Genomic DNA, 23,481 nt, shown 5'->3' with positions numbered 1-23,481 from the left:
AACCCCCGCATGTCAGGATCAAAACCTGATGCCTTACCGCTTGGCGACACCCCAGTAATTCTCTTTATCAATCCGCGCACAATCCAGGCCGAGTTATCGTAGTTTACATCAAAACAGTCTTTGGTGATAAACAGGCAAAATCACGCTGTAAGCATGAAACCTGCCTGCTGCAAAGCTGCATGCAGGGGCGAACGATTAATACCGCGCGCCACAAAGCTGTATAGCGTTGATGTATCATCTGCAATCCTGGGACGAGTAACGCTGGGAGTCAGTGCATTCTGTGCCGTTAACGCCTGTTCACGACTGGCAAACCGGGCAAATACCGATGCCCCGGAACCACTCATCATTGCCCGCCCGATGCTCGAACCGGCGTGATTATCCAACAGAGTGAGCGCTTTATCAACCTCGGGATACAGTGAACGAACCAGAGGTTCGAAATCGTTTCGCCGCTGTTGATTCTGATGGTGCTCCTGATTGTTATCGGGAGCCTGATCAGCGGCACCCTCTCGCCCAAGAACATCGCGCACTCCAATGGGCAATGAGTCTCTTGTCAAATCACTGTGACCATACATCGCGGCAGTATTCACCTGTGCATTCGGAACCAGAACCAGGAACCACGCTTCCGGAAGCTCTACAGGAGTGAGAATCTCACCAACCCCTTCGGCAAAAGCGCTGTGTCCACGTACAAAAACCGGAACATCAGCCCCCAGCTTCAACCCGAGTTCCGCCAGCTGATCAATCGTAAGGCTCAACCCCCACAAGGCATTAAGCCCTAACAGAGTAGTCGCTGCATTGGAACTGCCTCCACCCAGCCCTCCCCCCATGGGAAGCTGTTTATCAAGATGTATCTTTGCACCCCGCCGACAACCGGTCTCCTGTTGAAGAAGACGGGCGGCCTTGACAATCAGATTATCCTCCGGCTCAACCCCTTCAAGATTGGCAAGCAACTCAATGCCTGAATCGCTGTCGGCTATCGTCAGCTGATCACCAAAATCCAGAAACTGGAAAAGCGTTTGCAGGTTATGATAGCCGTCAGGTCTACGACCAGTAATATGCAGAAACAGGTTCAACTTGGCCGGGGCTGGCAACACCAATTCTGTCAGCATCCAGAAGACTCTCCCAACACACTTGTGTATTAAAGCAGGAAAATAAAACACCTGAAAAAAAATCAGATTTTGAATTTAACCCGGAACATCAGCAAAGACTGACTGACAGTGTTAAAACTGCCAGCTACTGACTATCAGACTCAATCGAACCTCTCCACGGCTCACAACCAAACGGACAGGTAACCGCTGACTGCCACTCAATCCGTATTGCTGGTAAGTAACCACCCAACCCTGCTGTTCAATTTTGTCGGGGTATCCCAGGTTATTCAGCTGGATCCTGGCATCATCACCCGGCGCCGGCAGCCCCCGGACCCAATACCTCAGATGACTGACTGGAAACTGCCACCCTGTCAGCGAATAAAGCAGCACTTCAGGTGATGGCCCGTAACGGGTTTCATCGGCTGCCGTTACTGACACCCCCTGGCGACTTCCTGAAATATGGGCAACCGCCGCCCCGAAGGGGCCATCAAGCAACAACCTGTATTCATCCCCCCGCTGTTGCCAGTCAACAGACATCGTGCCTGATCGCCCCGGAACCTTCATATTAAGACGACCGGTCATTTCCCAGGCCTGAATCAGCCCTAAACGCTCCTGATGTCGCTGCCAGCGTTGCTCTTTCTCTTCGTCACTGACCTGCCTGCCTGAATCAACCGTTCGGGAAGCACAGCCAGCAAGCATGAAAAAAAACAGAACCAGTAAAACCCTTAAACCAGAAAAGTATTTATCAACACCCATTCCTACATGCACCAGGCTGCTTTACGCGTATGCACCATTCCATCTTCGTCATGAACACGACGGCTGAAGGTGCGACATTTACTTTTGAAAAAATTACTGTGTTGTACTGATGGTTTCTGGCTGACTTTTGGGGTCAGTCCCTGTGAGCCGCCCCATCGTATCCTTTAAAATCTGACTATCAGGACTTTTCTGCAACGCCTCCGCCCAGAGAGACCTTGCCGCATCTTTCTTACCTTTCACCCATAGCACTTCACCCAGGTGAGCCGCGATTTCAGCATCCGGAAGCCGGGCGTATGCCATCTTCAAATACTTTTCGGCCTGATCATAGTTACCGAGGCGAAACTGCACCCACCCCATACTGTCCAGGATAGCCGGATCTTTTCTGTTCAAATCATAAGCCTGCAAAATCAGTGCTTCAGCCTCTTTAACGCGATCGGTTCGGTCAGCAAGAGTGTAACCCAGGGCATTTAATGCAGCAGCATTATCAGGATCAAACGCCAGGATAGAACGCAGGTCTTTCTCCAGCCCCTCCAGATCATTCAGCTTTTCATAAACCATTGCTCTTGAATAAAGAAGGTTTACTGATTCAGGGTTTGTTTTAAGCGCCCGTTCAAACAATATCAGCGCCTTGCCCAGCTGGCGGTCATCTATCAGAAGCTCGCCTTCCAACAGGAAAAGCGATTCCATCCGTGCAGGATGGCGGTTTCTTGCCTCCCCCAGGAGGGTCAGCGCCTCATCCAGTTTATTCTGCTCAACCAGCATCCGGGTCAATGCCACCTGGGCTGCCATAAACTCCTTGCCGGGATCTACAGAAAGATAATGCGCTTTTGCTGCTGAATACTTTTGCTGCTTCTCACTTAAACGTCCAAGATAGTAGTGAGCTGTATTGTTCCGCTCACCAAGGGTCAATAGCTGTTCAAAGTACTGCCCGGCTTCCTGCTCCAAATCATTTTCCAATGTGATAAGCGCCAGGGACAATACAATATCACTTTCCCCGGGAGCCCTATCAAGCAGTATTTCAAACTGCTTTCTTGCCAGATCAAGCTTACCGGCATGCACGAGAACCCGGCCATATAACAATCGAAGCCGGTTTTTATCAGGGTATCGATGAACCGCCTCAGAAAGCATAACTTCGGCTTCAGCATCCCGTTTCAATTTATTTAAAGCCCGGCCCTTTACCATCATGGCAGGTACAAACCCACGATCCTGCCTGAGAAGGTCATTGGCGAGAGCCAGCGCTGATTCAAACTCACCGGCCTGCTGAAGCAGAATGGCTTTACCCAGCGTCAGCGCAGGATAATCCGGGTAAGCCTCAGACAACTTGTCAAACTGACGGGTAAGTTCAAGCTGGCTATCTTCAGTCATCCCCCCCTGAGCGCTGCCCGCCGCACTGGCAAGCACATCAAAGGCAGGGCTTCCACCCACAGAAAGCTGTCGGCTCATCTGGGCAAAGGCCCTGTTATACTGGCCAGCATACACCAGCTCCAGAGCTGATCCATGAAGTGCTTCCGGGTTTTCCGGCTGAAGTTCAACCCACAGTAATGACGCATCCAGCGCGGCCTGCCTTGCCCCTATATAAACCGCAACCTGGTAGGCCCTCTGGGCCACACCGGCATCCCTTGTTTTGTGCGCCTGTTTCAAGTAATTCCCCAGGGCCAGATCATAGCGCTGGCGCTGACCACTCAACTCAGCCACCAGCAAATCATAAAGCGTCTCCGCTGCAAAGGGGGCAACAGGTTCATCAGCCCGGGCCTGTGATTGACTATCTGTGGAGGTTGCAGCGCTATTATCAACCTGCTGAACATGCTGACTGGCACAACCTGCCAGAAAAAAAGCAAAAACAAGAGCCAGCGATTTACTGCATTTTCTGCAAACATCAGCCCCGTTGATGAAATATTCAGCCCCGGCAATCATTCTAATCATGGATGGTATGCCCTTTCCCCTGATTTCCATTAAAAAGTGTGAAGATAGTTTGCAGTTACACGCTTTCCATTGCAGAATTGATCGGCCGAAATACCTGTCAATCCAGCAGCCCCATGAAGATTCTCTTGCCTCAGAGTAGCCTGGGTCTGAATCTGATCACTGCGATTGAGGTACCGGATATGGTCATAAGCCAGAAAAAACATAAGCAGGATTTACAAGACATTCCAGCAATGTAGCAGTGAATCAGGACAGCAACAGAGGTCTGATGGGGTATATTACCGCCGGTATCAATCACAGGACAGCACCAATCACATTGAGGGAGCAGGTTGCCTTTTCAGCCGAGCAGTTGTCCGATGCACTTCAAAACGCCAGGATCCAAACCGGCATTGAAGAAATTGCCATCCTGTCTACCTGTAACCGCACCGAAATCTACTGTGCCATCCACAGTTCCGGTTCCGAGGCAGTCAGACTTTGCCACGAAAAGCTGATTGACTGGCAGTCCTGTTATCACCAGGCCAACGGCAAATTACTGGCAGAACACAGCTACCTCTTCCATGATGAAGAGGCAGTCCGTCACCTGATGCGGGTCGCCTGCGGACTTGACTCCATGGTACTTGGCGAACCTCAGATTCTGGGACAACTGAAATCCGCCTACGCAAGCGCACAGGAAGCAGGCACAGCTGGCCCGGGCCTGAATCGATTATTTCAGCACAGCTTCACCACAGCCAAACAGATTCGAACAGAAACCGCCATCAACCAGCAACCGGTATCCGTGGCCTATGCTGCCACCCGGCTGGCAAAGCAGATTTTTTCCGACCTGAGCGAGAACACGGCATTAGTGATCGGAGCCGGCGAGACCATTGAACTGACAACACGACACCTCTGCCAGCAGGGTGTTGCCAATATCATCGTGGCCAACCGCACCCTGGAACGGGCCCGGCGCTTAACCGACATTTTTGGTGGAAAACCTGTCTTGCTCTCGGACCTGCCTCACATACTGCATGAAAGCGATATTGTTATCAGCTCTACCGCCAGCCCGGTACCGGTTCTTGGCAAAGGAACCGTTGAAAAGGCGTTGAAGCAGAGAAAACACAAGCCTATGTTTATGGTGGATATCGCTGTTCCCCGGGATATTGAACCCGAAGTGAGCGAATTGGCTGATGCTTTTCTCTACACAGTTGATGACTTGCAGGATGTTATTGAAGACAATCTGCAACAGCGTAAAGATGCTGCCCAACAGGCTGAACGCATGATTGAAGCTGATACCTTTGAGTTCATGACACGCCTGCGCGCCCTGGATGCCGTCAGCCTTCTCCGCGACTATCGCCAGAGCACCGAGGCGATCAGAGACCTGGAGCTGGAAAAAGCACTGCAGTGGCTGGCCAGGGGAGCCAGGCCGGAAGAAGTACTCCAGCAATTTGCCCGTTCCCTGACCAACAAACTGATGCACCACCCCAGCGTACAGCTGAAGAACGCTGCCGCAAAAGGGCAACAGGAAAAGCTGGAGTGGGCAGAAAAACTGCTGGGCCTGAGCACCAGTCGTCAATCCGATTCAACCCAGGATGCCTGATGGCGTTCTGAATCTACCCTTTATAAGCACCTTTTGCAGACATCATGAAAGAGTCCATTCTTATCAAACTGGAAAACCTCGGGGAGCGCTTCGAAGAGCTTTCCGCACTGTTGAGTGACCCCGGGGTTATTGGTAACCAGGATCAGTTCCGCAAGTTCTCCCGGGAATATGCTGAGCTGGAACCGGTGGTCAAAGCTTACCAGGAATATGACCAGTTACTCAGCGACAAAGCCGAAGCAGAAGCCATGACGGCAGAAGGTGACCCGGACATGGCAGAACTGGCTCGCGAGGAACTGGCCAGCTGTGAAGAACGGCTGCCAGCGATGGAAAAGAATCTGGAAGTTCTGCTGTTACCCAAAGACCCAAGGGACGGCCTGAACACCTTCCTCGAAATCCGGGCAGGAACGGGTGGCGACGAAGCGGCCATTTTCGCAGGCGACCTGTTCAGGATGTACTCAAGGTACGCTGAAAAACGTGGCTGGCGAGTTGAAGTTATCAGTGCCAGCGACGGCGAGCATGGCGGCTACAAAGAGATAATCACCCGGGTTATTGGCAGTGACGTCTATGGTCGGATGAAGTTTGAGTCTGGCGCCCACCGCGTACAACGGGTTCCTGAGACTGAATCCCAGGGAAGAATCCATACCTCTGCCTGCACCGTTGCCGTGATGCCAGAACCCGATGAACAGCAGGCTATCGAGATCCGCAAGGAAGACCTGCGAATCGACACTTACCGCTCATCCGGTGCCGGTGGTCAGCACGTCAACACCACCGACTCAGCCATTCGAATTACCCACCTGCCAAGCGGCATTGTGGTTGAATGTCAGGATGAGCGCTCGCAGCACAAAAACAAGGCCAAGGCCATGACCTGGCTGGCCGCCAAACTTCAGGATGCCCAGGATACCGCTGCCGCGAAAGAGATCAGTGATACCCGGAAAAGCCTGGTAGGCAGTGGTGACCGATCTGAGCGTATTCGTACCTACAACTACCCACAGGGGCGGGTTACTGACCATCGCATTAACCTTACCCTCTATAAATTGCCCGAAATTGTTGAAGGCGAACTGGATCCAGTCATTGACCCTCTGCTTCAGGAGCATCAGGCTGAGCTATTGGCCAGCCTGGCTGGCGAATAAGTCATGAGCAGCGCCCGAATCGACACCTCCCTGGCAGAAGCATCCCGTATACTTTCTGCCAGCCCTACCCCACGGCTTGATGCAGAGCTGCTGCTGGCACACGTTCTTGACAGGCCACGAAGTTATTTTTTCGCATGGCCTGAAGCACTTCTGACCACAGGGCAGATGGATCAGTTTTTACAGCTCATTGATCAACGAAAAGCAGGACATCCCATAGCCTATCTGACCGGACAACGGGAGTTTTGGAGCCTTCAGCTGAAAGTTACCGAAGCCACCCTGATCCCAAGGCCAGACACCGAACTTCTGGTGGAACTGGCACTGTGTCATGCACTTAACCCGGAGAGTTCACCCGTTCAAAACTCCGCATCAACATTCAAAGTGGCAGACCTGGGAACCGGCACCGGTGCAATAGCCCTCGCCCTGGCCAAAGAACGCCCGCACTGGGAAGTAACCGCCATCGACAAAAGCCCGGAAGCCCTCGCTATTGCCGCAGAAAATGCGATTATCAATGGCATCCGGAACACGGTATTTATCGAGGGTTCATGGTGCTCACCACTGGCTAAGAACTCAATGGATATGATCGTCAGCAACCCCCCCTACATCCGCAGCAATGATCCGCATCTGAAAGAAGGAGACGTTCGTTATGAACCCCTTTCAGCGCTGGTCTCCGGAATTGATGGGCTGGACGATATTCGGGCTATTGCCGAACAATCTCTGCAAAGCCTGAAGCCCGGAGGATGGATCCTGTTAGAACACGGTTATGACCAGGGCAAACCCGTCCTGACCATTCTTTCTCAGGCAGGCTTCACCCAAATTCGCACAGAAACGGATCTGTCCGGTCATGACCGCGTGACCCTTGCCCGCAAACCTGCAATCTGAAATACCGCTACAGGCGTACTCCATTCTGCCGCCATAAGTAATAACCCTTAATACCAAGCGGCATTCAGTGCATATAAACTGAATGCCATTTTTTGCCCACTGTGCCAACGTATATTTTTTTGACCAAAAGCAGGCATAACATTCTCAGGGGCATGTTACTGTAATTGATGGGCTATAGGCGGGTTAGCTACGGGCACTTGGAGAAAATATGTTTGCCAGACGATTTCATAGCTTTTTGCAGCAGGACTACGCCATCGGCGTACTGCTTTTTATCGCTGCGGCACTGGCAATGCTTGCTGCCAATACTTTTTTTGCAGAGTATTATGACTTACTGCTGTCAACCCCCATCCGTTTTACCGTAGGCCCACTGGATATCCACAAACCACTGTTACTGTGGATTAATGATGGCCTGATGGCCGTATTCTTTCTTTTGATTGGCCTCGAAGTCAAACAGGAAGTGCTGGCAGGGGAACTCAGCACTCCCGCCCAGGTGATGCTGCCGGGCATTGGCGCCATCGGCGGAATGCTGGTACCGGCACTCATTTATGTTGCTTTTAACTACTCAGATCCCACTGCCATCAAGGGCTGGGCAATACCCGCCGCCACTGACATTGCCTTTGCAGTAGGCATTCTTGCCTTGCTCGGCAAACGTGCCCCCCCATCACTGATGACATTCCTGCTGGCACTGGCCATCATTGATGACCTGGGTGCCATCATTATCATTGCTATTTTCTACACCGAAGGTCTGTCCCTGACATCACTGGGTATTGCCGCTGCCTTACTCGCCATCCTGGTATTCTTCAACTATCGGGGAGTCACCAGGATCGGGCCATACATGGTTGTGGGTGCATTGCTCTGGATCTGTGTATTAAAGTCAGGCGTGCACGCTACGCTGGCTGGCGTACTTCTGGCGTTTACCATTCCATTGAAAACTGTTGACCGCAGAGGTCGATCACCACTGAAAGCCCTGCAACACAACCTGCACAGCAGTGTTCATTATGTCATTTTGCCTATTTTTGCCTTTGCCAACGCAGGACTCGAACTTAATGCGGAACAGATCAGAAGCCTGTTCACCCCCATTCCCCTGGGGATTATGGCCGGCCTATTCCTGGGCAAACAGATTGGAGTCTTCAGCTTCTGCTGGCTGGCGGTTAAATCCGGGCTGGCAAAACTGCCCACCGGAGCCAACTGGATCCAGATGTACGGCCTCTCTATTCTCTGTGGCATCGGTTTTACCATGAGCCTGTTTATTGGCTCACTGGCCTTTGAAGATGTGAATGCCAGTTACCTGATTTCAGATCGCATTGGTGTACTGGCCGGCTCCATTCTCTCTGCTATCTTTGGCTTTGCCACGCTTTACTGGGCCGGACGCAAACAGGCCTGATTTCTTTCCGGCCTCTGAACCGGGGCCGGAACCCTCAACCAACAAGAATCGCCCCCATTATCACTAAAGTCTCTGCAAAACTGTTAAACTCGCTTACAATTTATCAATCCTGAAGTCCCCCCCTTAGGGCAACCTGAACAATAAAAAGGAGTTGGCGGTACTTCTGACAAATCATACAGAGAGCTCTTTAGCCTATGGAAAACAGAGGCGTTTTGCTGGTCAACCTGGGGTCACCGGACAGCACATCTGTTGAAGATGTTCGAGACTATCTCAATGAGTTTTTGATGGACAAGTATGTGATTGACCTGCCATGGGTGATTCGCAGGCTTATCCTCAGCCTTTTTATCCTGCCCTCCCGTCCGGCAAGGTCTGCTGAAGCTTATCGTGCGATCTGGACAGAGCAGGGTTCCCCTCTGATCGTCAACAGTGAAAAGTTTACGGAAAAGCTCAGGGAACAAACCACCATCCCTGTCGAGCTGGCCATGCGCTATGGCAAACCAGATATGGCAAAGGCTCTGGGCAATCTGGCAAAGCAACCGGGCATTGAGGAAATCCTGCTGTTTCCACTCTACCCACACTACGCCATGTCATCGGTAAAAACCGTGATTGAGCGCGCCAAAAGCCTGATGCAGGAAATGAACATCACTATTCCGCTTCGGGTTCACCCGGTTTTCTATGATCACGATGGCTATATTGAGGCTCTGGTAGAAAGTGCAAAACCCTGGCTGGAGAAAGATTTTGACCATCTGGTGTTCAGCTACCATGGTGTGCCAGAGCGCCACGTTATGAAAGATGATCCCACAGGCAATCACTGCCTGAAAGACAAAAGCTGCTGCCAGAAAACCTCCATTGCCCACAAAACCTGCTATCGCCATCAGGTATATCAGACAACGGAAGCCTTTGTTGAAAAAGCAGGTATCCCGATTGATAAATACAGCGTTGGCTTCCAGTCCCGACTGGGAAAAGCCAAGTGGCTGGAACCCAACACTCTGGATGTTTTAAAGCAACTGGCCGACCAGGGCGCTCGAAAGGTACTGGTCATTTGCCCCTCCTTTGTTTCGGACTGTCTGGAGACACTGGAAGAAATCGGTATTGGCGCGAAAGACGAGTTTATTAAAGCCGGTGGCGAATCACTGGAGCTTATCCCCTGCCTGAATGACCACCCCGCCTGGATAACGCTGTTACAGCAATGGACAGAACACCCTCTAACTTATTGAATACCGATAAGGATGGGCATTAAACATGCCCACCGCTCCATATCCGCCTTGTGTCCGACAAAGTCTGCACTTATAGTACAACTACCTGGCCGATCTACGTAAAAATAACTCTCCCTCAAGAGAAGGGCGCAATGAATAGCGTAATTAACTGGCAAAGACAGTACATCCCTATAAAAAGTAACCCGAAGACTTCTCACGAAGCGGGCTTTCTTTTACTGCCTGAAACCTTCTTTGCTCCCGCTCGCCTGCTACTCCTACTACTGCCTTAGGGCATTTTAACTATATTCCCCCCCAATACCCGGCCCTGATGGCCAGACAGCAAGACCACTTATGAAGCGGACTTGCCCGAAAAGAATGTTGCGCCTGCAAGATTGCCCACCGCAGCGCTATCAATAAAAAATCAGTCGCCCTTTCGGACAGAAAAGGCAAGGGATACACCATGAACAACACTCAAGTTGGGAGCCAGGTTGTCATTTTTGACACCACCCTGCGCGATGGAGAGCAAAGCCCCGGCGCAGCCATGACCCGTGATGAAAAGTTACGCATAGCCAGAACCCTGGAAAAACTGCGGGTCGATGTTATTGAAGCCGGTTTTGCCATGGCCAGCCCGGGTGATTTTGAAGCGGTCAAAGCCATTGCCACCAATATCACCGAAAGCACGGTGTGCAGCCTCTCCAGGGCACTGGAAAAAGATATTGACCGGGCTGCCGAGGCCCTGAAACCAGCCAGACGAGGTCGGATTCATACATTTATCGCCACCTCTCCCATCCACATGCAGCACAAGTTGTGCATGACCCCGGACGATGTGATTAAACAGGCCGTATTTGCCGTAAAGCGGGCCAGAAACCTGATTGATGATGTTGAGTTTTCCTGTGAAGACGCCGGCCGCTCAGAAATAGACTTTTTGTGCCGCATTATTGAAGCGGCCATTGATGCCGGTGCCAGAACCATCAATATTCCGGATACCGTTGGCTATGCCCTGCCTCACCAGTTTGGAGAAACCATCAAAACCCTGCTTGGACGTATTCCAAACGCTGATAAAGCCATTTTCTCTGTACACTGCCACAACGATCTTGGCCTGGCAGTAGCGAACTCTTTGTCTGCTGTTGTCAATGGGGCACGTCAGGTTGAATGCACCATCAATGGGTTAGGGGAACGAGCCGGCAATGCCTCTCTTGAAGAGATTGTCATGGCCATAAAAACCCGTTCGGATTGCCTGGGGGTTACCACCGGTATTAACACCTCCCAGATTGTACCGGCCTCACGACTGGTTTCCTCCATCACCGGCTTCCCGGTCCAACCCAACAAGGCCATCGTGGGTGCCAATGCCTTTGCCCACGAATCTGGCATCCATCAGGACGGTGTACTTAAGCACCGGGAAACCTATGAAATTATGTCCGCCGAAGATGTCGGCTGGAATACCAACCGACTGGTACTTGGCAAACTGTCAGGCCGCAATGCCTTCAAAACCCGAATGGAAGAACTGGGCATATCATTCAGCAGCCAGGACGACCTGAACGATGCCTTCCAGCGTTTTAAGGTTCTGGCGGACAAAAAATCGGAAATCTACGACGACGACCTTCAGGCACTGGTGAGTGATGCCCGCAGCAGCAGCGAGCTGGTCGAGACATATAAATTGATCGATCTGAGTGCCGGCTCAAGAATTGGCCAAACACCAGAAGCAACAGTCACGCTGGCAATCAACGGAGAACAACGGACGGTTTCCAGTCCCGGTGATGGTCCTGTAGACGCCCTGTTCAAAGCCATTGAAAAGCTGGCAAACTCCCGGGCCAGGCTGGCACTGTATAACGTCAGCGCGATCACAACAGGCACAGACTCCCAGGGTAAAGTCTCTGTCCGGCTTGAGAAAAGCGGGAAGATAGTCAATGGTTCCGGGGCCGACACCGATATCGTCATTGCTTCCGCCAAAGCCTATATCCATGCCCTCAACCTGCTCGAAACCGATATAACCAAAGCCAATCCACAAACAGGACGAACGGTTTGATCATTTTGGTTTGATTAAAATGCCAACAGGATCTTTCAGTGATACTATTGGCGTCTTAATCTTCCATTGAGAACCAGCATGCACGGCGAAACCGTTGACCACCCTTCACCATCCAACAGTGATCAGGCTGTCGACACTTCTGCTGCAAAAAAGCAGATTGCCCGTCGTGAGCAATTCAGGCAATGCTATCTGGGAGCCATGGGCATACAGACCTGGTTCCCCAGGTATCAACTAAGCAATGCTCTGCCAGCCAGACCCTTTGACTGGATTGCAGAAGATGCCCGGACACTTGCTGAAGCAGAACCAGAAAATGCTGTTTCTGGCTCTGAAAGTCATTCAGTGTTTAACCCGCACAAAGCAAGGGAACAGTCACAGACAGGATACTCGCCGACAAAGCCTGCAGATATCCTTGGACAATTTATCACGCCTTCAAAACCTGTTGAGGAAATCAAACAGGAAGCTCAACCTTCGCCAGGGCCTGCCAAACAACTGGCAGGCTCTGCCAGCAAATTCCGCCTGGTGATAAAACCAGTCAGTGATGACTGCCTTGTGGTTGCCGAAATGCCACACTCCGGACTCAACCAGTTCAGCCGCTACCATCAACGTTTATTGGATGACATCCTCAGGGCACTCAAGCTCAACCCTGAAAACTCACAGAGCTTTCGTGAATTTGTCTGGCCAATGACCGAAAATCGGGGCTTGCTGAGCCAACTAAGCCAGGATGACTACGCTGCTGCTGACGCCATCTTTGCTTATCTGAGCAACCAATACGGCTTATCCCGCAAAAAGGTTATTCTTTTATTTGGCCAGTCAGCCGCCCGGTTTGTGATGGATCCAGAGAAAGATTTTGAGCAACTTCGTGGCATCCAGCAGGGTACTCATACAGGCCAGTGGTTTGCGGTAACCCATGGCCTGAATGAGCTTATGAAGCAGCCCATACTCAAAAGGGAAGCTTGGCAGGATCTGATTCCGTTACTCGCTAAAATAACAAACATGACTGATAACGCCTGATAAAGATCAACCGATTCAGATAAATCATCAACCATGACACACACATGACAAAACACTCACTCACTTTTCGCTCCATGCTGGAGAGTGACCTGGAACAGGTCAACGCCGTGGAGCAACAATCAGCAGAGCACCCCTGGCGAAAAGCACACTTTTCTGACAGCCTGAAATCAGGCTATACCTGTGAACTGGCAGTGCTTGATTGCCGAGTGGTGGGACACAGCGTCATGATGATGGCAGCCGGTGAAGCCAGCATTCTCATCCTGACAGTGGATAAGCCTTTTCAACGGCAAGGTATCGGTCGGCAGCTATTGCAGCATATGCTCCACAAAGCAGGACAGTCTGCCTGCGAAACCCTGCTGCTTGAAGTCCGTCGCTCCAATATCAGAGCCTTCAACCTTTATCTTGATGAAGGCTTTAGCGAGATCGGAATCAGAAAGAACTACTACCCCATGGGCAATCATCGGGAAGATGCCATTGTCATGGCCACAGAAATCAACTGTTAACCTGATCTGAACCAGCGTTCATTGATTTTTCACTCGTTCACCATAAGCCCAATCCAGAAGCTTCGCCCGGGGCCAGATCATGATGGTTTCCGTGGGCGTATATTGCCCGGCTTCGAATAGCCGTCGACGTCGGGGATTGTCCAGAGCGATATGATCACTGCCCAGAACGCCCCGGGTCGGAAAAAAAACTGCCCCTCCAGCCTCCGGCAGGTCTCGCAGATAGCTCATCCGGGGTGAATGCTCTTTCATGCTGGCATCCCAGAACCATGCTTTCCCGAAAATACCACCAATCCCGGGTTCCGACTCTATCCTCTCGGACAGTTCCAGATAAAAGTCTCTCCAGCCATCCTGCAGAAAGTGCGGGGTCAGACGCCGGTCTTCCACATGAACTTCATACATACTCTGTGAGCGATTCCCCAGACTGATCAGAACTTGCGCGGCACTAACTATCTGCCTGATCCCACAGGAAAAAATAGACCGTCGTGGCAGCGGACGAGGCTCATAATGACAAATGAAGTTGCTGGGCCACATATTCAACGCGGCAATGGCCAGGTCTTTATGAAACAGGTCATTATTGTCAAATTCATGATCGCCAGTTTCCTGAATACGGCGGCACAAACCCTGAAACCAGTTATTGACGGCCTCTATCGCAGATTTTGGAAGGTGTTTATCCATGTCATGTTGCAGCACAACTTCCACGCTAATGGTCATCAGTTCTATAAGCGTCAGCTTGCGTAACAACTTCAGGGTAGGAATATCGTAACGGGTTTCCACCTCTTCCAGCCACAACGTCATGTCTGCCGAATAAACGTTATAAGAACGCCCTTTCATCACTTGCCGGACAAATCCCACATAATCCTGCACCACAGGATCAAGATCAGCAGCCTGGGCATATTGCCCATATAGATCTGTTTTAATTGATTCAAGGAGTTCAACAAGCGTCATATGAGATTGTTATTTTTGATTGATGATTGTGCTATGCAGATGTTTTGACAGAGACCAGGGAAACAACATCTCCAACGCTGTCCATTTGATTCAACTGCTCCAGTTCATCCAGCGAAAATTTTATCGCGAAGTCTTTTTCAATAGCGCAGATGATCTGTATCTGGGCCATTGAATCCCAACTTTCAAGGGCACTGCGTTGTGTTTGCTCCGTTATTTCCAGACTATCCTCGTCCAGGATATCACGGATGATTTCACTGGTTGTTGCCAAAACAGTCGCCAAAACAGTTGCCGGAATAGCCACAATTAGCTCCTTCTATGATCTTATTCTGTCGCCGGATTTATGGTGATGGGAATATCACGTTCAGGCATTTCGCTGCCAATACTGTACTGCCATTGACTACTGTTATCGTCGGAGCAATGCAAAAGTTGAAAACCCGACTCCTGGTAAAAGTCTTTTACCAGGCCATTTTTTTCTCTCGGTACATAGTAACCGATAACATTGTCTATCCCATTTTCTTTAGCCAGTGACAGCAGCCCTGACAGCATTGCTGCCTCCATCTCCCGCTTGAACACACGACAACTCATTACCCAACAGCGGATATGCAGTTCACTCCCCTGACGCTCGCCAACAATGACGGAAACGATGCCATTGTCACCAAAGCGATCGGTAAGTCGGCCATAAAGCGTGAGATAATCGGGAGAGTCCATAAAACCGGCCACTTCCTGTTCGGTAAAGCGCAAACCGGTGAGATTGAACTGATTGGTTTTGTTGATCAGCTGGGCAGCCCTTGGCAATGCCATTGAATTGACCGGTTCAATGGTTGCGGTCATTTGCAACGATTGCAGGTAATCACCATAGTTCTGGCTGGCGTTCTTCAGTTCGGTACGCTGCTGGTTCTGGGCATACATACTGGCTCGCTGTAAATCGTCCTGGCTCAATGACGGCTGCTCAAACAGCCCGCTCCTGTCCAGGAAGTGGATATAGCGGGTGCTGTCATCACCAATATCGGGTACCGCTAGGGCGGGCAGGTTTTGCGCCACTATCGCACGTTCAGCCGGGTTGTCATCCAGAAACACCATCGCACCCAGGCCAAGGTTCAGGTCCCTGGCGATTTGCTCAATATTCCCGGGCTTGTGATTCCAGTTGGCCTGGAAGGCACTGAAATCATCAAGTTTCAACACACTGTCCGGATGGGTAAAACCATCCTCCGCATTTTGTCGCTCATTCTTACTGCAGACCGCCAGCAGTATGCCACGCTCCCTGAGCGCCTTCAGGTAAGTCTGCAGATCACTGAACCCTTCCGCTGTCGCATTGCCCGCACCGACCTGTATACCATCAAGACCGTCATCACCGATAACTCCACCCCACAGGGTGTTGTCCAGATCACAGATAACCACTTTTTTGACCAGACCAACGGCAGCCTTGATCTGGGCGGCAACACTGTAGCCTACCTCAATAAAAGCCTCTCTGCTCATGGCAAATTTATAGGCGTACCATTGGGCCGGATCGTACCAACGGTCAAGGCCAAACCTGGCGGACAAGTAATTCAGGTCATGAAGGATAAACCCCGACGTATTTTGTGCATGTTCGGCAAATCGCTGATTGATCTGCCGGGTGATATAACTGCGACCTGCTGCCTGTATAGCGTCCTGGTTACCCAATGGCCGGGTGCCAGGAAGCTCAAAGTTATTTTGAATAATCGAGGCATTAAATTTCTCTGTCAGAGCAGTCCAGACACTTTGAAAACGGTGCACCAACTGCCCGATAAAGGCATCAATGGACGTTTGAGTACTGTCAACGGCTGGCCACCCGGTAACATTTACGCTGCTGGTGTGCAGATAAATAATCTGGGGATCAAACGCTTTTAGCGCTCCATCGTCAAATAAAGCACTTTCGTAGAACCGGTTGTAATCCGACTCAAAAATTTCAACATTAACGCCAGCCTGCAAAAGAAACAGCTCGATATAGTTGCTGACCTCCTGCGTGGTGGAACCACCAAGCACCGCTACCCGCAGTGCTGGCTGGGACAACCTGGCCTTAAGTTCCCGGCGCAATTTCTTCTGGTGACGCTGGATAAATGGATAGTCCAGTGGATACGACAGGCGCTGGTTTGTGTTGTTATCCATGTTGTTATCCATATTGCCGTCCATGCTGCCTTCCTGTGTGCGGATCATAATTTTTGTTTTAGTCCCCGGGCCATATCCATAATGCCGGACATGGTTACTTTAAGCTGGTCAAGACTGCGGTTATCCATCACCAGGTTCCTTTTCAGCTTCAGCAAATGCTCGCCACGGTGGTTAAGCCCCTCATCCAGAGTTGTCGCAGTGCGCACCCCCAGCGCCTCCAGATCGGGAATATGTCCTGGCTGCCAGATACCACTGGGGTAGCAAAGATGATCCACGCCATAGGGTGGCTTAAGCGATGCCGTCAGTTTTTCCCGGTTAATCCCTATTTCACGCTGAATACCTGCTGCATCTTCCGGAAGTCGGTGGGTATGGGTGTGTAACTGGATTGAGTGCAGTGGATTTTGCACAACCCGGGCCAGCTCATCGTAGCTGGCGTTGTGGAAACGCCGGTCGGTAAGATCGGCTTTATCCTGTCCCAGAAAGTCAGCAATTTCTGCCAGAAACGCCATTTTTTCCTGGTCATCAAATTCACGGATAGAGGACTCGATCTTCTTGACCAGTTCGCTGTTACTACTGCCAGCAAACTGATAATCCTTGCCATTAAAAGACAGGCTGATGGTATCCACCGGCTTTTTCCAGAGCCAGTATTGCAACAGTACATTGACCACCGCTATTTGATGATCACAGTAATAGGTAGTTACGTAGGTAGTTGAAGGGAATTCGTAGTCCTCAAGAACTGGCAGTAACTCAGCGACACTTGCCCACCAGCCATCATCAATGGTGATGACCACTGGATATTCATGAGTCACTTCTCCCTGCAAATGTCGCTGCGCCTCTTCAAGGCTTATGACGTTGTATCGTGAGTGTTTCAAAAACTCCAGAATAGGGATCAGCCTGTCCCGTGAAATAAAGACGCCCGGCCAAAATAAGTGTTCGTCTTTCAGCGAAAGGGAATGCAGGCAGAGGATTACCAGCTTATGACGGTTAAGGTAAGCGCTGAGATGGGTCAAACCGGATTTAACCAGCAATTTATAGAAACTGTTTTTCCACCCCGACATAAACCACTCCCTGCCACCCTGTACTTTAAGGGCCATCGATTCAAAAAACATACGTGTACTGATCGCCAAAATTGAAAGAAACTTAACCGACCTGTTTTTAAAGAATCGATGTAACAAGGCGATGATATAGGCCAAGGATAATGCACGGCAGAACAATTAATTGGCCGGTACTGATTAACCTGTACTTTTTGATTGGGCACTTAGATAAGTTTGCCTGATGATCCCTGGAATCATTTCATGAAAACACGCCTGTTTACCCTGAGTGATCAACTGGCATTTGCAAAATTGTCCGGTGATTATAATCCCCTTCATATTGATGAAGTCGCCTCAAGAAGGTATATGTTTGGTGAACCTCTGGTGCATGGCATTCATACACTGCTCTGGGTTCTTGACTGCTTTCTTGGCGCCAATCCGAAGCCCGTTACGATCCTTTCCCTGGAGGCCGATTTCAAAAAACCGGTTATCCTGAGTGAGGATGTGCAGGTTAAATTCAGTGAAAAATCTGGCCTGCAGTTGATCGAAATCAGCTCCCAGACCAACCAACTGTCAAAAGTTAAGCTGCAGTGCAAAGGTATTTCCCAGGAAGATAAGGATCACCAGCAAAAAAAATGTTTGCCCGGATCTGCGCCTGAAGCCTCGCCCAAAGAGCTCACTGCTGCAGAGGTGGCACAGGCGCGAGGCCAACTGGAACTGTTTTACGACGATGACCTGTTGTCGGAACTATTGCCAAATGTTGCCGCTTATCTTGATCCGGTCTGTACGGCTGCCATGCTTGCCAGCACCCGATTGGTGGGCGGGCATTGCCCCGGGTTGAATTCCCTCTACTCATTTTTCTCTCTTTATGCCTCTGATAAAGATAACGATACAACCGAATTTACTTACCAGACTGCAGAGTATGATGAGCGTTTTTCAATGGCCTCTATTGACCTGACAGCGCCCGGATTCATCGGCAATATCAGGGCATTTTTACGCCCTTCTCCTGTCGTTCAGGCTTCCAGCGAACAGATCAAAGGTATGGTAAAACAGGACGAATTTGTCGGCCAGACAGCCATCATCGTAGGCGGTTCACGGGGGTTAGGGGAAATTGCTGCAAAATTACTGGCTGCCGGTGGAGCCGATGTATTCATCAGTTTTTACCGTGGCAGCGATGAAGCAGAGCAACTGGTTAACGAGATTCGTAGCAATGGCGGCAGCGCAAGTACTTTCCATTTCAACGTCCTATCCCCGCACTGGGAAGCTATGTTTGAGAATCATAAGGATCTCCAACCCAGCCATTTCTATTATTTCGCCACACCCTTCATCGCAGCTTCACCCGGGCAGTTTTCTGTTGAACAATATCAATGTTTTTCTGATTACTATGTAAAGGGTTTTGTTGAGACCGTAACCCCGCTGCTATCGAAGGGACTGACTCACATTTTTTATCCTTCCACCGTAATGATTGATGATATGCCATTAGATCTGGCTGAGTATTCGGTAGCCAAAGCTGCCGGGGAAACGGTATGCCGCTTTTTGTCAAAGAATAAAAAGAGCTTGCGAATCTCTACGCCAAGGCTGCCAAAAATGACAACGGACCAGACAGCAAGCCTTATGAAAAAAGATCAACTGGATCCTGTTCCAGTTATGTTGAATGCGCTTCGAGCGCATCACTCCCTTTAAGATAAGGATCAAGATAAGGATCAGCAAACCAATGAGACAGCGTTTTTTCAAATCTGACCATTTCCTGAACCAAAACCGATACTGGTAGAAAAAGCAGAAAAATACGAGCATCCCCCCCTGCACACTGAGAAATTGACAGGTATAATCGCGCCCCTGTTACAGTTATAGCAAGGTCTTAAGCGTTGATTATCTTCACCGTCACCAACAAAACCACCGCTCAAGTCTATGTTGGGTCAACCCGCAATGACCTGGTTGACCAATGGGAAAAAATGGTGGCTGCAGCCGAGCTGAGTCTTGACTACCCGCTATATCAGGAGATTCGGGTGCACGGCAGAGACGGCTTTGCCGTTGAAGAGTGGGATTTCGTAGAAGACCGCAATGAGCTTAACACGCTTGAACAGGAAGCCATTGAAACGCTGAACGCTCGCAGTCTCCGGGGCTATAAAACCAGCACCGTAAAGATTCAGCCAAAAAAGAAAACACGAACCCGCAAGTCCAATCTGGAAAAAGAGCTTGCCAGCATCTTTGACGAGCTCGATGGAGACGTGGATGACTTTGATGAGATCTCTCCAGAGCCGAAAAAGCAGACTGAAGAGAAAACCGCAGCACCACAACAGCCCGGCCCTGCACAACCACTGACGCCTGTTTCTATTGAACGCACCAGATCACCGGAAATTAAGCTGGACGCTTCCACTACGCAGGAAAACGCAGCTGAAGCCCAAAAAGAAAAGCTGGCAGCAAAACCGGAAAACGGCTCTCAGGTGAATGCCGTTGTTCAAATGAACAACATCTGCCTCAGTGACGACATTTCGGCCCAGCTTGAAGCCATTCAGGCAGCAGCCAACGCTGTCCTGTCAGGAGACAGCAATGCGGTTGAACTTCTCAACAGGAAGCCAGCTGCTCCCGTATCTGTTGAGATAGAAGCTATTGAGCAGCCTGAGCCAGCGAAAATCGCTGAACCAGAGACTTTCATTGAGCTTGATCCAAGGGAAAAACGCATCCGCGAAGCCATTGAGCGACACCGAAAAGCCAGGGCCCAGAAGACGTCGGATAACCAGGCGTCCGATCGCCAGCAAATTGAACAATTGCTGGCAGAACTCAACACAAGAGCCATAGGCATGAATAGCCAGAGCATGGCTGCAGTTGCCTGATCCATCAGGCCGGTATTTCCCCTGAATGTGCCGGCCAGCGTATCTTACATCCATCTATACTTGGGCTATGGACAAGCCCGAAGCTCTCTCACCTGAACACCAACAGCAAGTACTTCCCCGGAAGCTGCAAAAAGCCTGTCAGACTCTGCAGGGATTTGAACAGAGAATGACCCTGATCGGCCATCACAGTGATCAAATCGCCTTGAAAATGCAGCAGATCCGGAAAAATATCCAGGACTCAATGCCAGGCCTTGTTCCCTCTAAATAGCCCCAGGAGCCAGTTAACCACAAAATCTATCGACAACCCGGTTAACACCTGCACCGAACCCGCCACTGAACAGAAACCTGATCACAGCAACAAACTGGTCACTTATCAACCAATTAATCAATTCATATCAAGCATTTCTCAAAAGAATAAATACGTATTAATAACTATTTTCAAGAAATATAAACTTCAATACTTTTGCGACCGTCCGAACAGGCAAATATTTAGAATGCCTCTTCTGATTGAAAGAACACAATGCTGATGTAAACACTGAAGGTAACTTATGTCCGGCAGGGATTTTCTAGAGAATTATTTTGACCTGAAAGCTCATGGCACGACTGTCAAAACCGAGGTGATTGCAGGCTTCACCACATTCATGACCATGGCCTATATTCTTGTGGTCAACCCTCTGATTCTTAAAGATGCCGGCATGGATTTTGGTGCTGTATTTACAGCCACCACCATCTCCGCGATTATCGGCACCCTGGTAATGGCGGTATGGGCAAAGCTGCCTTTTGCCCTGGCTCCGGGAATGGGGCTGAATGCTTTTTTTGCCTATGGTGTCGTGCTTGGCATGGGTTACTCCTGGCAAATGGCTCTGACTGCAGTTTTTCTCGAAGGTATCATCTTCCTGATTCTGACCGCTTTCAATATTCGAGAGGCTATTGTTAACAGTGTTCCACTCAGCCTGAAAAAAGCCGTTTCCTGCGGTATCGGCTTATTTATCGCCTTTATCGGCCTTCAGAATGCCGGTATTGTCGAAGCAAACCCTGCGACACTGGTAACGGTGGGCTCATTTACTGACCCAAAGCCGCTGCTGGCCCTGATCGGTATTCTGGTTACCGGCATCCTGCTGGTTAAAAATGTCCGCGGCGCCCTGCTGATTGGTATTGTAGCCACCACCCTGATCGGCTTCCCTCTGGGCGTCACTTCCATGCCGGACTTCAGCAACGGCCTGACGCCTCCCGATATTTCACCGATCTTATTCCAGTTCCAGTGGGATCAAGTGTTTACCATGGACATGGCCATCGTCCTGTTTACCTTCCTGTTCGTCGACATGTTTGACACCGTAGGCACCCTGGTGGGCGTATCGACCAAGGCCAACATGCTGAACGACAAAGGCGAAGTACCTAACTGTAAGCAGGCATTGTTTGCTGATGCAGTGGCCACTACAGCAGGCGCATGCCTTGGTACCAGCACCGTAACCACTTTCGTGGAAAGTGCCACTGGTGTATCTGCAGGCGGCCGCTCTGGCCTGACGGCCCTGGTGGTGGCAGGCCTGTTCCTGGTTGCCCTGTTCCTTTCCCCTCTGTTCCTGATGGTACCCGGCGCAGCGACCACTCCAGCCCTGGTATTGGTTGGCCTGTTCATGATGTCTCCCATCCAGGAGATTGACCTTGATGACTTCAGTGAGTCTATTCCGGCCTTCCTGACCCTTCTGTTTATGCCCCTGACTTACAGCATTGCTGAGGGCATTATTATCGGCATGCTCTCTTACATCATTCTGAAACTATTAAGCGGCAACTATCGCCAGGTATCAATTGCTTCCTATATTGTTGGCGCACTGTGTCTTGCCAAGATCGCCATGTAGACATCAGGATTAAGCATCCAGTCATAAACCACGCTTCACGCCCATGCGATTACGGCCCATAATATGGGCCGTTTTTATTTGATCACTAGTGCCATGTCCCTACCAACAGTCCAGCCCGAAAGGTATGAAGCGCAACTGGCAGAGAAAGCCAGCTGCATTCGCAACGAGTTTGCCGAGTTTGATATTCCTGAATTGGAGCTTTTCCGCTCCAGAGCTGACCATTATCGAATGAGGGCAGAGTTTCATGTCTGGCATGAGGGAGATCGTTGCTACTACCGGATGTTCGATCCACACACCAGGCAGCCCTTTGAAGTCACCTCCTTTCCCAGTGGCTCCGAAACCATTAACCGGTTAATGATGCCTTTGATGGAGGCTATCATTGCCAGCAGCCATATGAAGAAACGGCTTTTTCAGGTTGAGTTTCTCACCACCCAGACTGAGGAAGCCCTGGTGTCACTGATCTACCACCGGCAGCTGGATGATCAGTGGAAACAGGAAGCAACCGCACTTCAGGAACAGTTTGGCATCGGCATTATTGGACGCGCCCGTAAGCAGAAACTGGTGCTGGACCAGGACTATGTCACTGAAACATTGACCGTGAAGGGCAAACCATTCCATTACACCCAGGTAGAAAACAGCTTTACCCAGCCTAATGCCAGCGTTAATGAGCATATGCTTGCCTGGGCCAGTGGTGCCGCACAAGCGATTACGTCCGGCAGTAGCAGTGATCTTTTAGAACTCTATTGCGGGAATGGTAATTTCACCTGTGTGCTGGCCAGACATTTTACCAGGGTACTGGCCACTGAAATTGCCAAAACTTCAGTACATTCAGCCCGGGAAAACTTTAGGCTGAACGATGTAGAGAACGTAGAAATCGCCCGTCTATCCAGTGAGGAGTTTACCCAGGCCATGAACAGGGAACGGGCATTTCGCCGCCTGAGCGAGATCGATCTGGACAGCTATGATTTCTCAACCATTCTGGTGGATCCACCCCGGGCAGGTCTTGATGAGGGAACAGAAAAGCTGGTGCAGAATTTCGACAATATCCTGTACATTTCCTGCAATCCTGAAACGCTCAGGAAAAACCTGTCAACCATTTGCCAGACCCATAGCATCGAAAAAATCGCCCTTTTTGACCAGTTTCCATACACTCATCACGCTGAAATGGGCGTTCATCTGATTCGCAAATAGTCACATTTACACGCCCCGGCAGGACTCCTACCTT

19 protein-coding genes are annotated in these 23,481 nt (G+C 50.4%); 12 read left to right on the top strand and 7 right to left on the bottom strand.

Annotation, left to right across the window (positions count from 1 at the left end; translation table 11 throughout):
* Positions 1 to 140 precede the first annotated feature (140 nt).
* From ispE to KDK13_RS11240, 3 genes are all read right to left on the bottom strand, one after another.
* Entirely contained in the window at positions 141 to 1,106 is a 966-nt protein-coding gene (gene ispE, locus KDK13_RS11250) for a 4-(cytidine 5'-diphospho)-2-C-methyl-D-erythritol kinase (RefSeq protein ID WP_257285065.1), read from the bottom strand.
* 111 nt (positions 1,107 to 1,217) lie between these two features.
* The gene (gene lolB / locus KDK13_RS11245) at positions 1,218 to 1,841 is read right to left on the bottom strand and encodes a lipoprotein insertase outer membrane protein LolB (RefSeq protein WP_257285064.1); all 624 of its coding nucleotides are present in this window, start codon (positions 1,839 to 1,841) and stop codon (positions 1,218 to 1,220) included.
* 93 nt (positions 1,842 to 1,934) lie between these two features.
* The gene (locus KDK13_RS11240; RefSeq protein WP_257285063.1) at positions 1,935 to 3,764 is read right to left on the bottom strand and encodes a tetratricopeptide repeat protein; all 1,830 of its coding nucleotides are present in this window, start codon (positions 3,762 to 3,764) and stop codon (positions 1,935 to 1,937) included.
* Positions 3,765 to 4,002: 238 nt separating this feature from the next.
* Between KDK13_RS11240 and hemA the strand changes: the two genes are divergently transcribed.
* The 8 genes from hemA (at position 4,003) to rimI (ending at position 13,463) form a co-directional block, all read left to right on the top strand.
* Positions 4,003 to 5,334 (top strand): glutamyl-tRNA reductase, encoded by a 1,332-nt coding sequence (gene hemA, locus KDK13_RS11235; RefSeq protein ID WP_373692234.1) that lies wholly within the window; start codon positions 4,003 to 4,005, stop codon positions 5,332 to 5,334.
* 44 nt (positions 5,335 to 5,378) lie between these two features.
* Positions 5,379 to 6,464 carry a peptide chain release factor 1 gene (gene prfA / locus KDK13_RS11230; protein WP_257285062.1) on the top strand — a complete coding sequence of 362 codons (1,086 nt, stop codon included), beginning with the start codon at positions 5,379 to 5,381 and terminating at the stop codon, positions 6,462 to 6,464.
* Positions 6,465 to 6,467: 3 nt separating this feature from the next.
* The gene (gene prmC / locus KDK13_RS11225) at positions 6,468 to 7,343 is read left to right on the top strand and encodes a peptide chain release factor N(5)-glutamine methyltransferase (protein WP_257285061.1); all 876 of its coding nucleotides are present in this window, start codon (positions 6,468 to 6,470) and stop codon (positions 7,341 to 7,343) included.
* 208 nt (positions 7,344 to 7,551) lie between these two features.
* Positions 7,552 to 8,727, top strand: a complete 1,176-nt coding sequence (gene nhaA / locus KDK13_RS11220) for a Na+/H+ antiporter NhaA (RefSeq protein WP_257285060.1) — start codon at positions 7,552 to 7,554, stop codon at positions 8,725 to 8,727.
* 194 nt (positions 8,728 to 8,921) lie between these two features.
* Entirely contained in the window at positions 8,922 to 9,944 is a 1,023-nt protein-coding gene (hemH, locus tag KDK13_RS11215) for a ferrochelatase (protein WP_257285059.1), read from the top strand.
* 439 nt (positions 9,945 to 10,383) lie between these two features.
* A complete protein-coding gene (locus KDK13_RS11210; protein WP_257285058.1) occupies positions 10,384 to 11,949 on the top strand; it encodes a 2-isopropylmalate synthase in 1,566 nt (521 codons plus the stop codon).
* A gap of 78 nt (positions 11,950 to 12,027) precedes the next feature.
* Positions 12,028 to 12,960, top strand: coding sequence for a hypothetical protein (locus KDK13_RS11205; RefSeq protein ID WP_257285057.1), 933 nt, complete (start codon positions 12,028 to 12,030; stop codon positions 12,958 to 12,960).
* A 44-nt stretch (positions 12,961 to 13,004) separates the two neighbouring features.
* A complete protein-coding gene (rimI, locus tag KDK13_RS11200) occupies positions 13,005 to 13,463 on the top strand; it encodes a ribosomal protein S18-alanine N-acetyltransferase (protein ID WP_257285056.1) in 459 nt (152 codons plus the stop codon).
* Between the two features lie 18 nt (positions 13,464 to 13,481).
* Here the strand turns inward: rimI and KDK13_RS11195 are convergent, their stop codons facing one another.
* The 4 genes from KDK13_RS11195 to KDK13_RS11180 are packed head-to-tail and all read right to left on the bottom strand — an operon-like array spanning position 13,482 to position 17,593.
* Entirely contained in the window at positions 13,482 to 14,408 is a 927-nt protein-coding gene (locus tag KDK13_RS11195; RefSeq protein WP_257285055.1) for a hypothetical protein, read from the bottom strand.
* Between the two features lie 31 nt (positions 14,409 to 14,439).
* Complete coding sequence (locus tag KDK13_RS11190; protein ID WP_257285054.1) at positions 14,440 to 14,709, bottom strand: acyl carrier protein; 270 nt, start codon at positions 14,707 to 14,709, stop codon at positions 14,440 to 14,442.
* A gap of 20 nt (positions 14,710 to 14,729) precedes the next feature.
* A complete protein-coding gene (locus KDK13_RS11185; RefSeq protein WP_257285053.1) occupies positions 14,730 to 16,559 on the bottom strand; it encodes an HAD family hydrolase in 1,830 nt (609 codons plus the stop codon).
* Positions 16,560 to 16,579: 20 nt separating this feature from the next.
* A complete protein-coding gene (locus KDK13_RS11180; protein ID WP_257285052.1) occupies positions 16,580 to 17,593 on the bottom strand; it encodes a polysaccharide deacetylase family protein in 1,014 nt (337 codons plus the stop codon).
* A 237-nt stretch (positions 17,594 to 17,830) separates the two neighbouring features.
* On the opposite strand from KDK13_RS11180, the gene KDK13_RS11175 reads away from it, so the two are divergent.
* The 4 genes from KDK13_RS11175 (at position 17,831) to trmA (ending at position 23,447) form a co-directional block, all read left to right on the top strand.
* On the top strand, positions 17,831 to 19,249 hold the full coding sequence (locus tag KDK13_RS11175; RefSeq protein ID WP_257285051.1) for an SDR family NAD(P)-dependent oxidoreductase: 1,419 nt from the start codon (positions 17,831 to 17,833) through the stop codon (positions 19,247 to 19,249).
* 182 nt (positions 19,250 to 19,431) lie between these two features.
* Positions 19,432 to 20,400 (top strand): GIY-YIG nuclease family protein, encoded by a 969-nt coding sequence (locus KDK13_RS11170; protein WP_257285050.1) that lies wholly within the window; start codon positions 19,432 to 19,434, stop codon positions 20,398 to 20,400.
* Between the two features lie 548 nt (positions 20,401 to 20,948).
* Entirely contained in the window at positions 20,949 to 22,256 is a 1,308-nt protein-coding gene (locus KDK13_RS11165; RefSeq protein WP_257285049.1) for an NCS2 family permease, read from the top strand.
* A 93-nt stretch (positions 22,257 to 22,349) separates the two neighbouring features.
* On the top strand, positions 22,350 to 23,447 hold the full coding sequence (gene trmA, locus KDK13_RS11160) for a tRNA (uridine(54)-C5)-methyltransferase TrmA (RefSeq protein WP_257285048.1): 1,098 nt from the start codon (positions 22,350 to 22,352) through the stop codon (positions 23,445 to 23,447).
* The last annotated feature ends 34 nt before the right edge of the window (positions 23,448 to 23,481 follow it).

This window comes from Endozoicomonas sp. SESOKO1 (assembly GCF_024606265.1).
Taxonomy (GTDB): domain Bacteria; phylum Pseudomonadota; class Gammaproteobacteria; order Pseudomonadales; family Endozoicomonadaceae; genus Endozoicomonas.
Note: the sequence above shows the minus strand (reverse complement) of the source record. Positions and strands in the feature narration are given on the sequence as shown.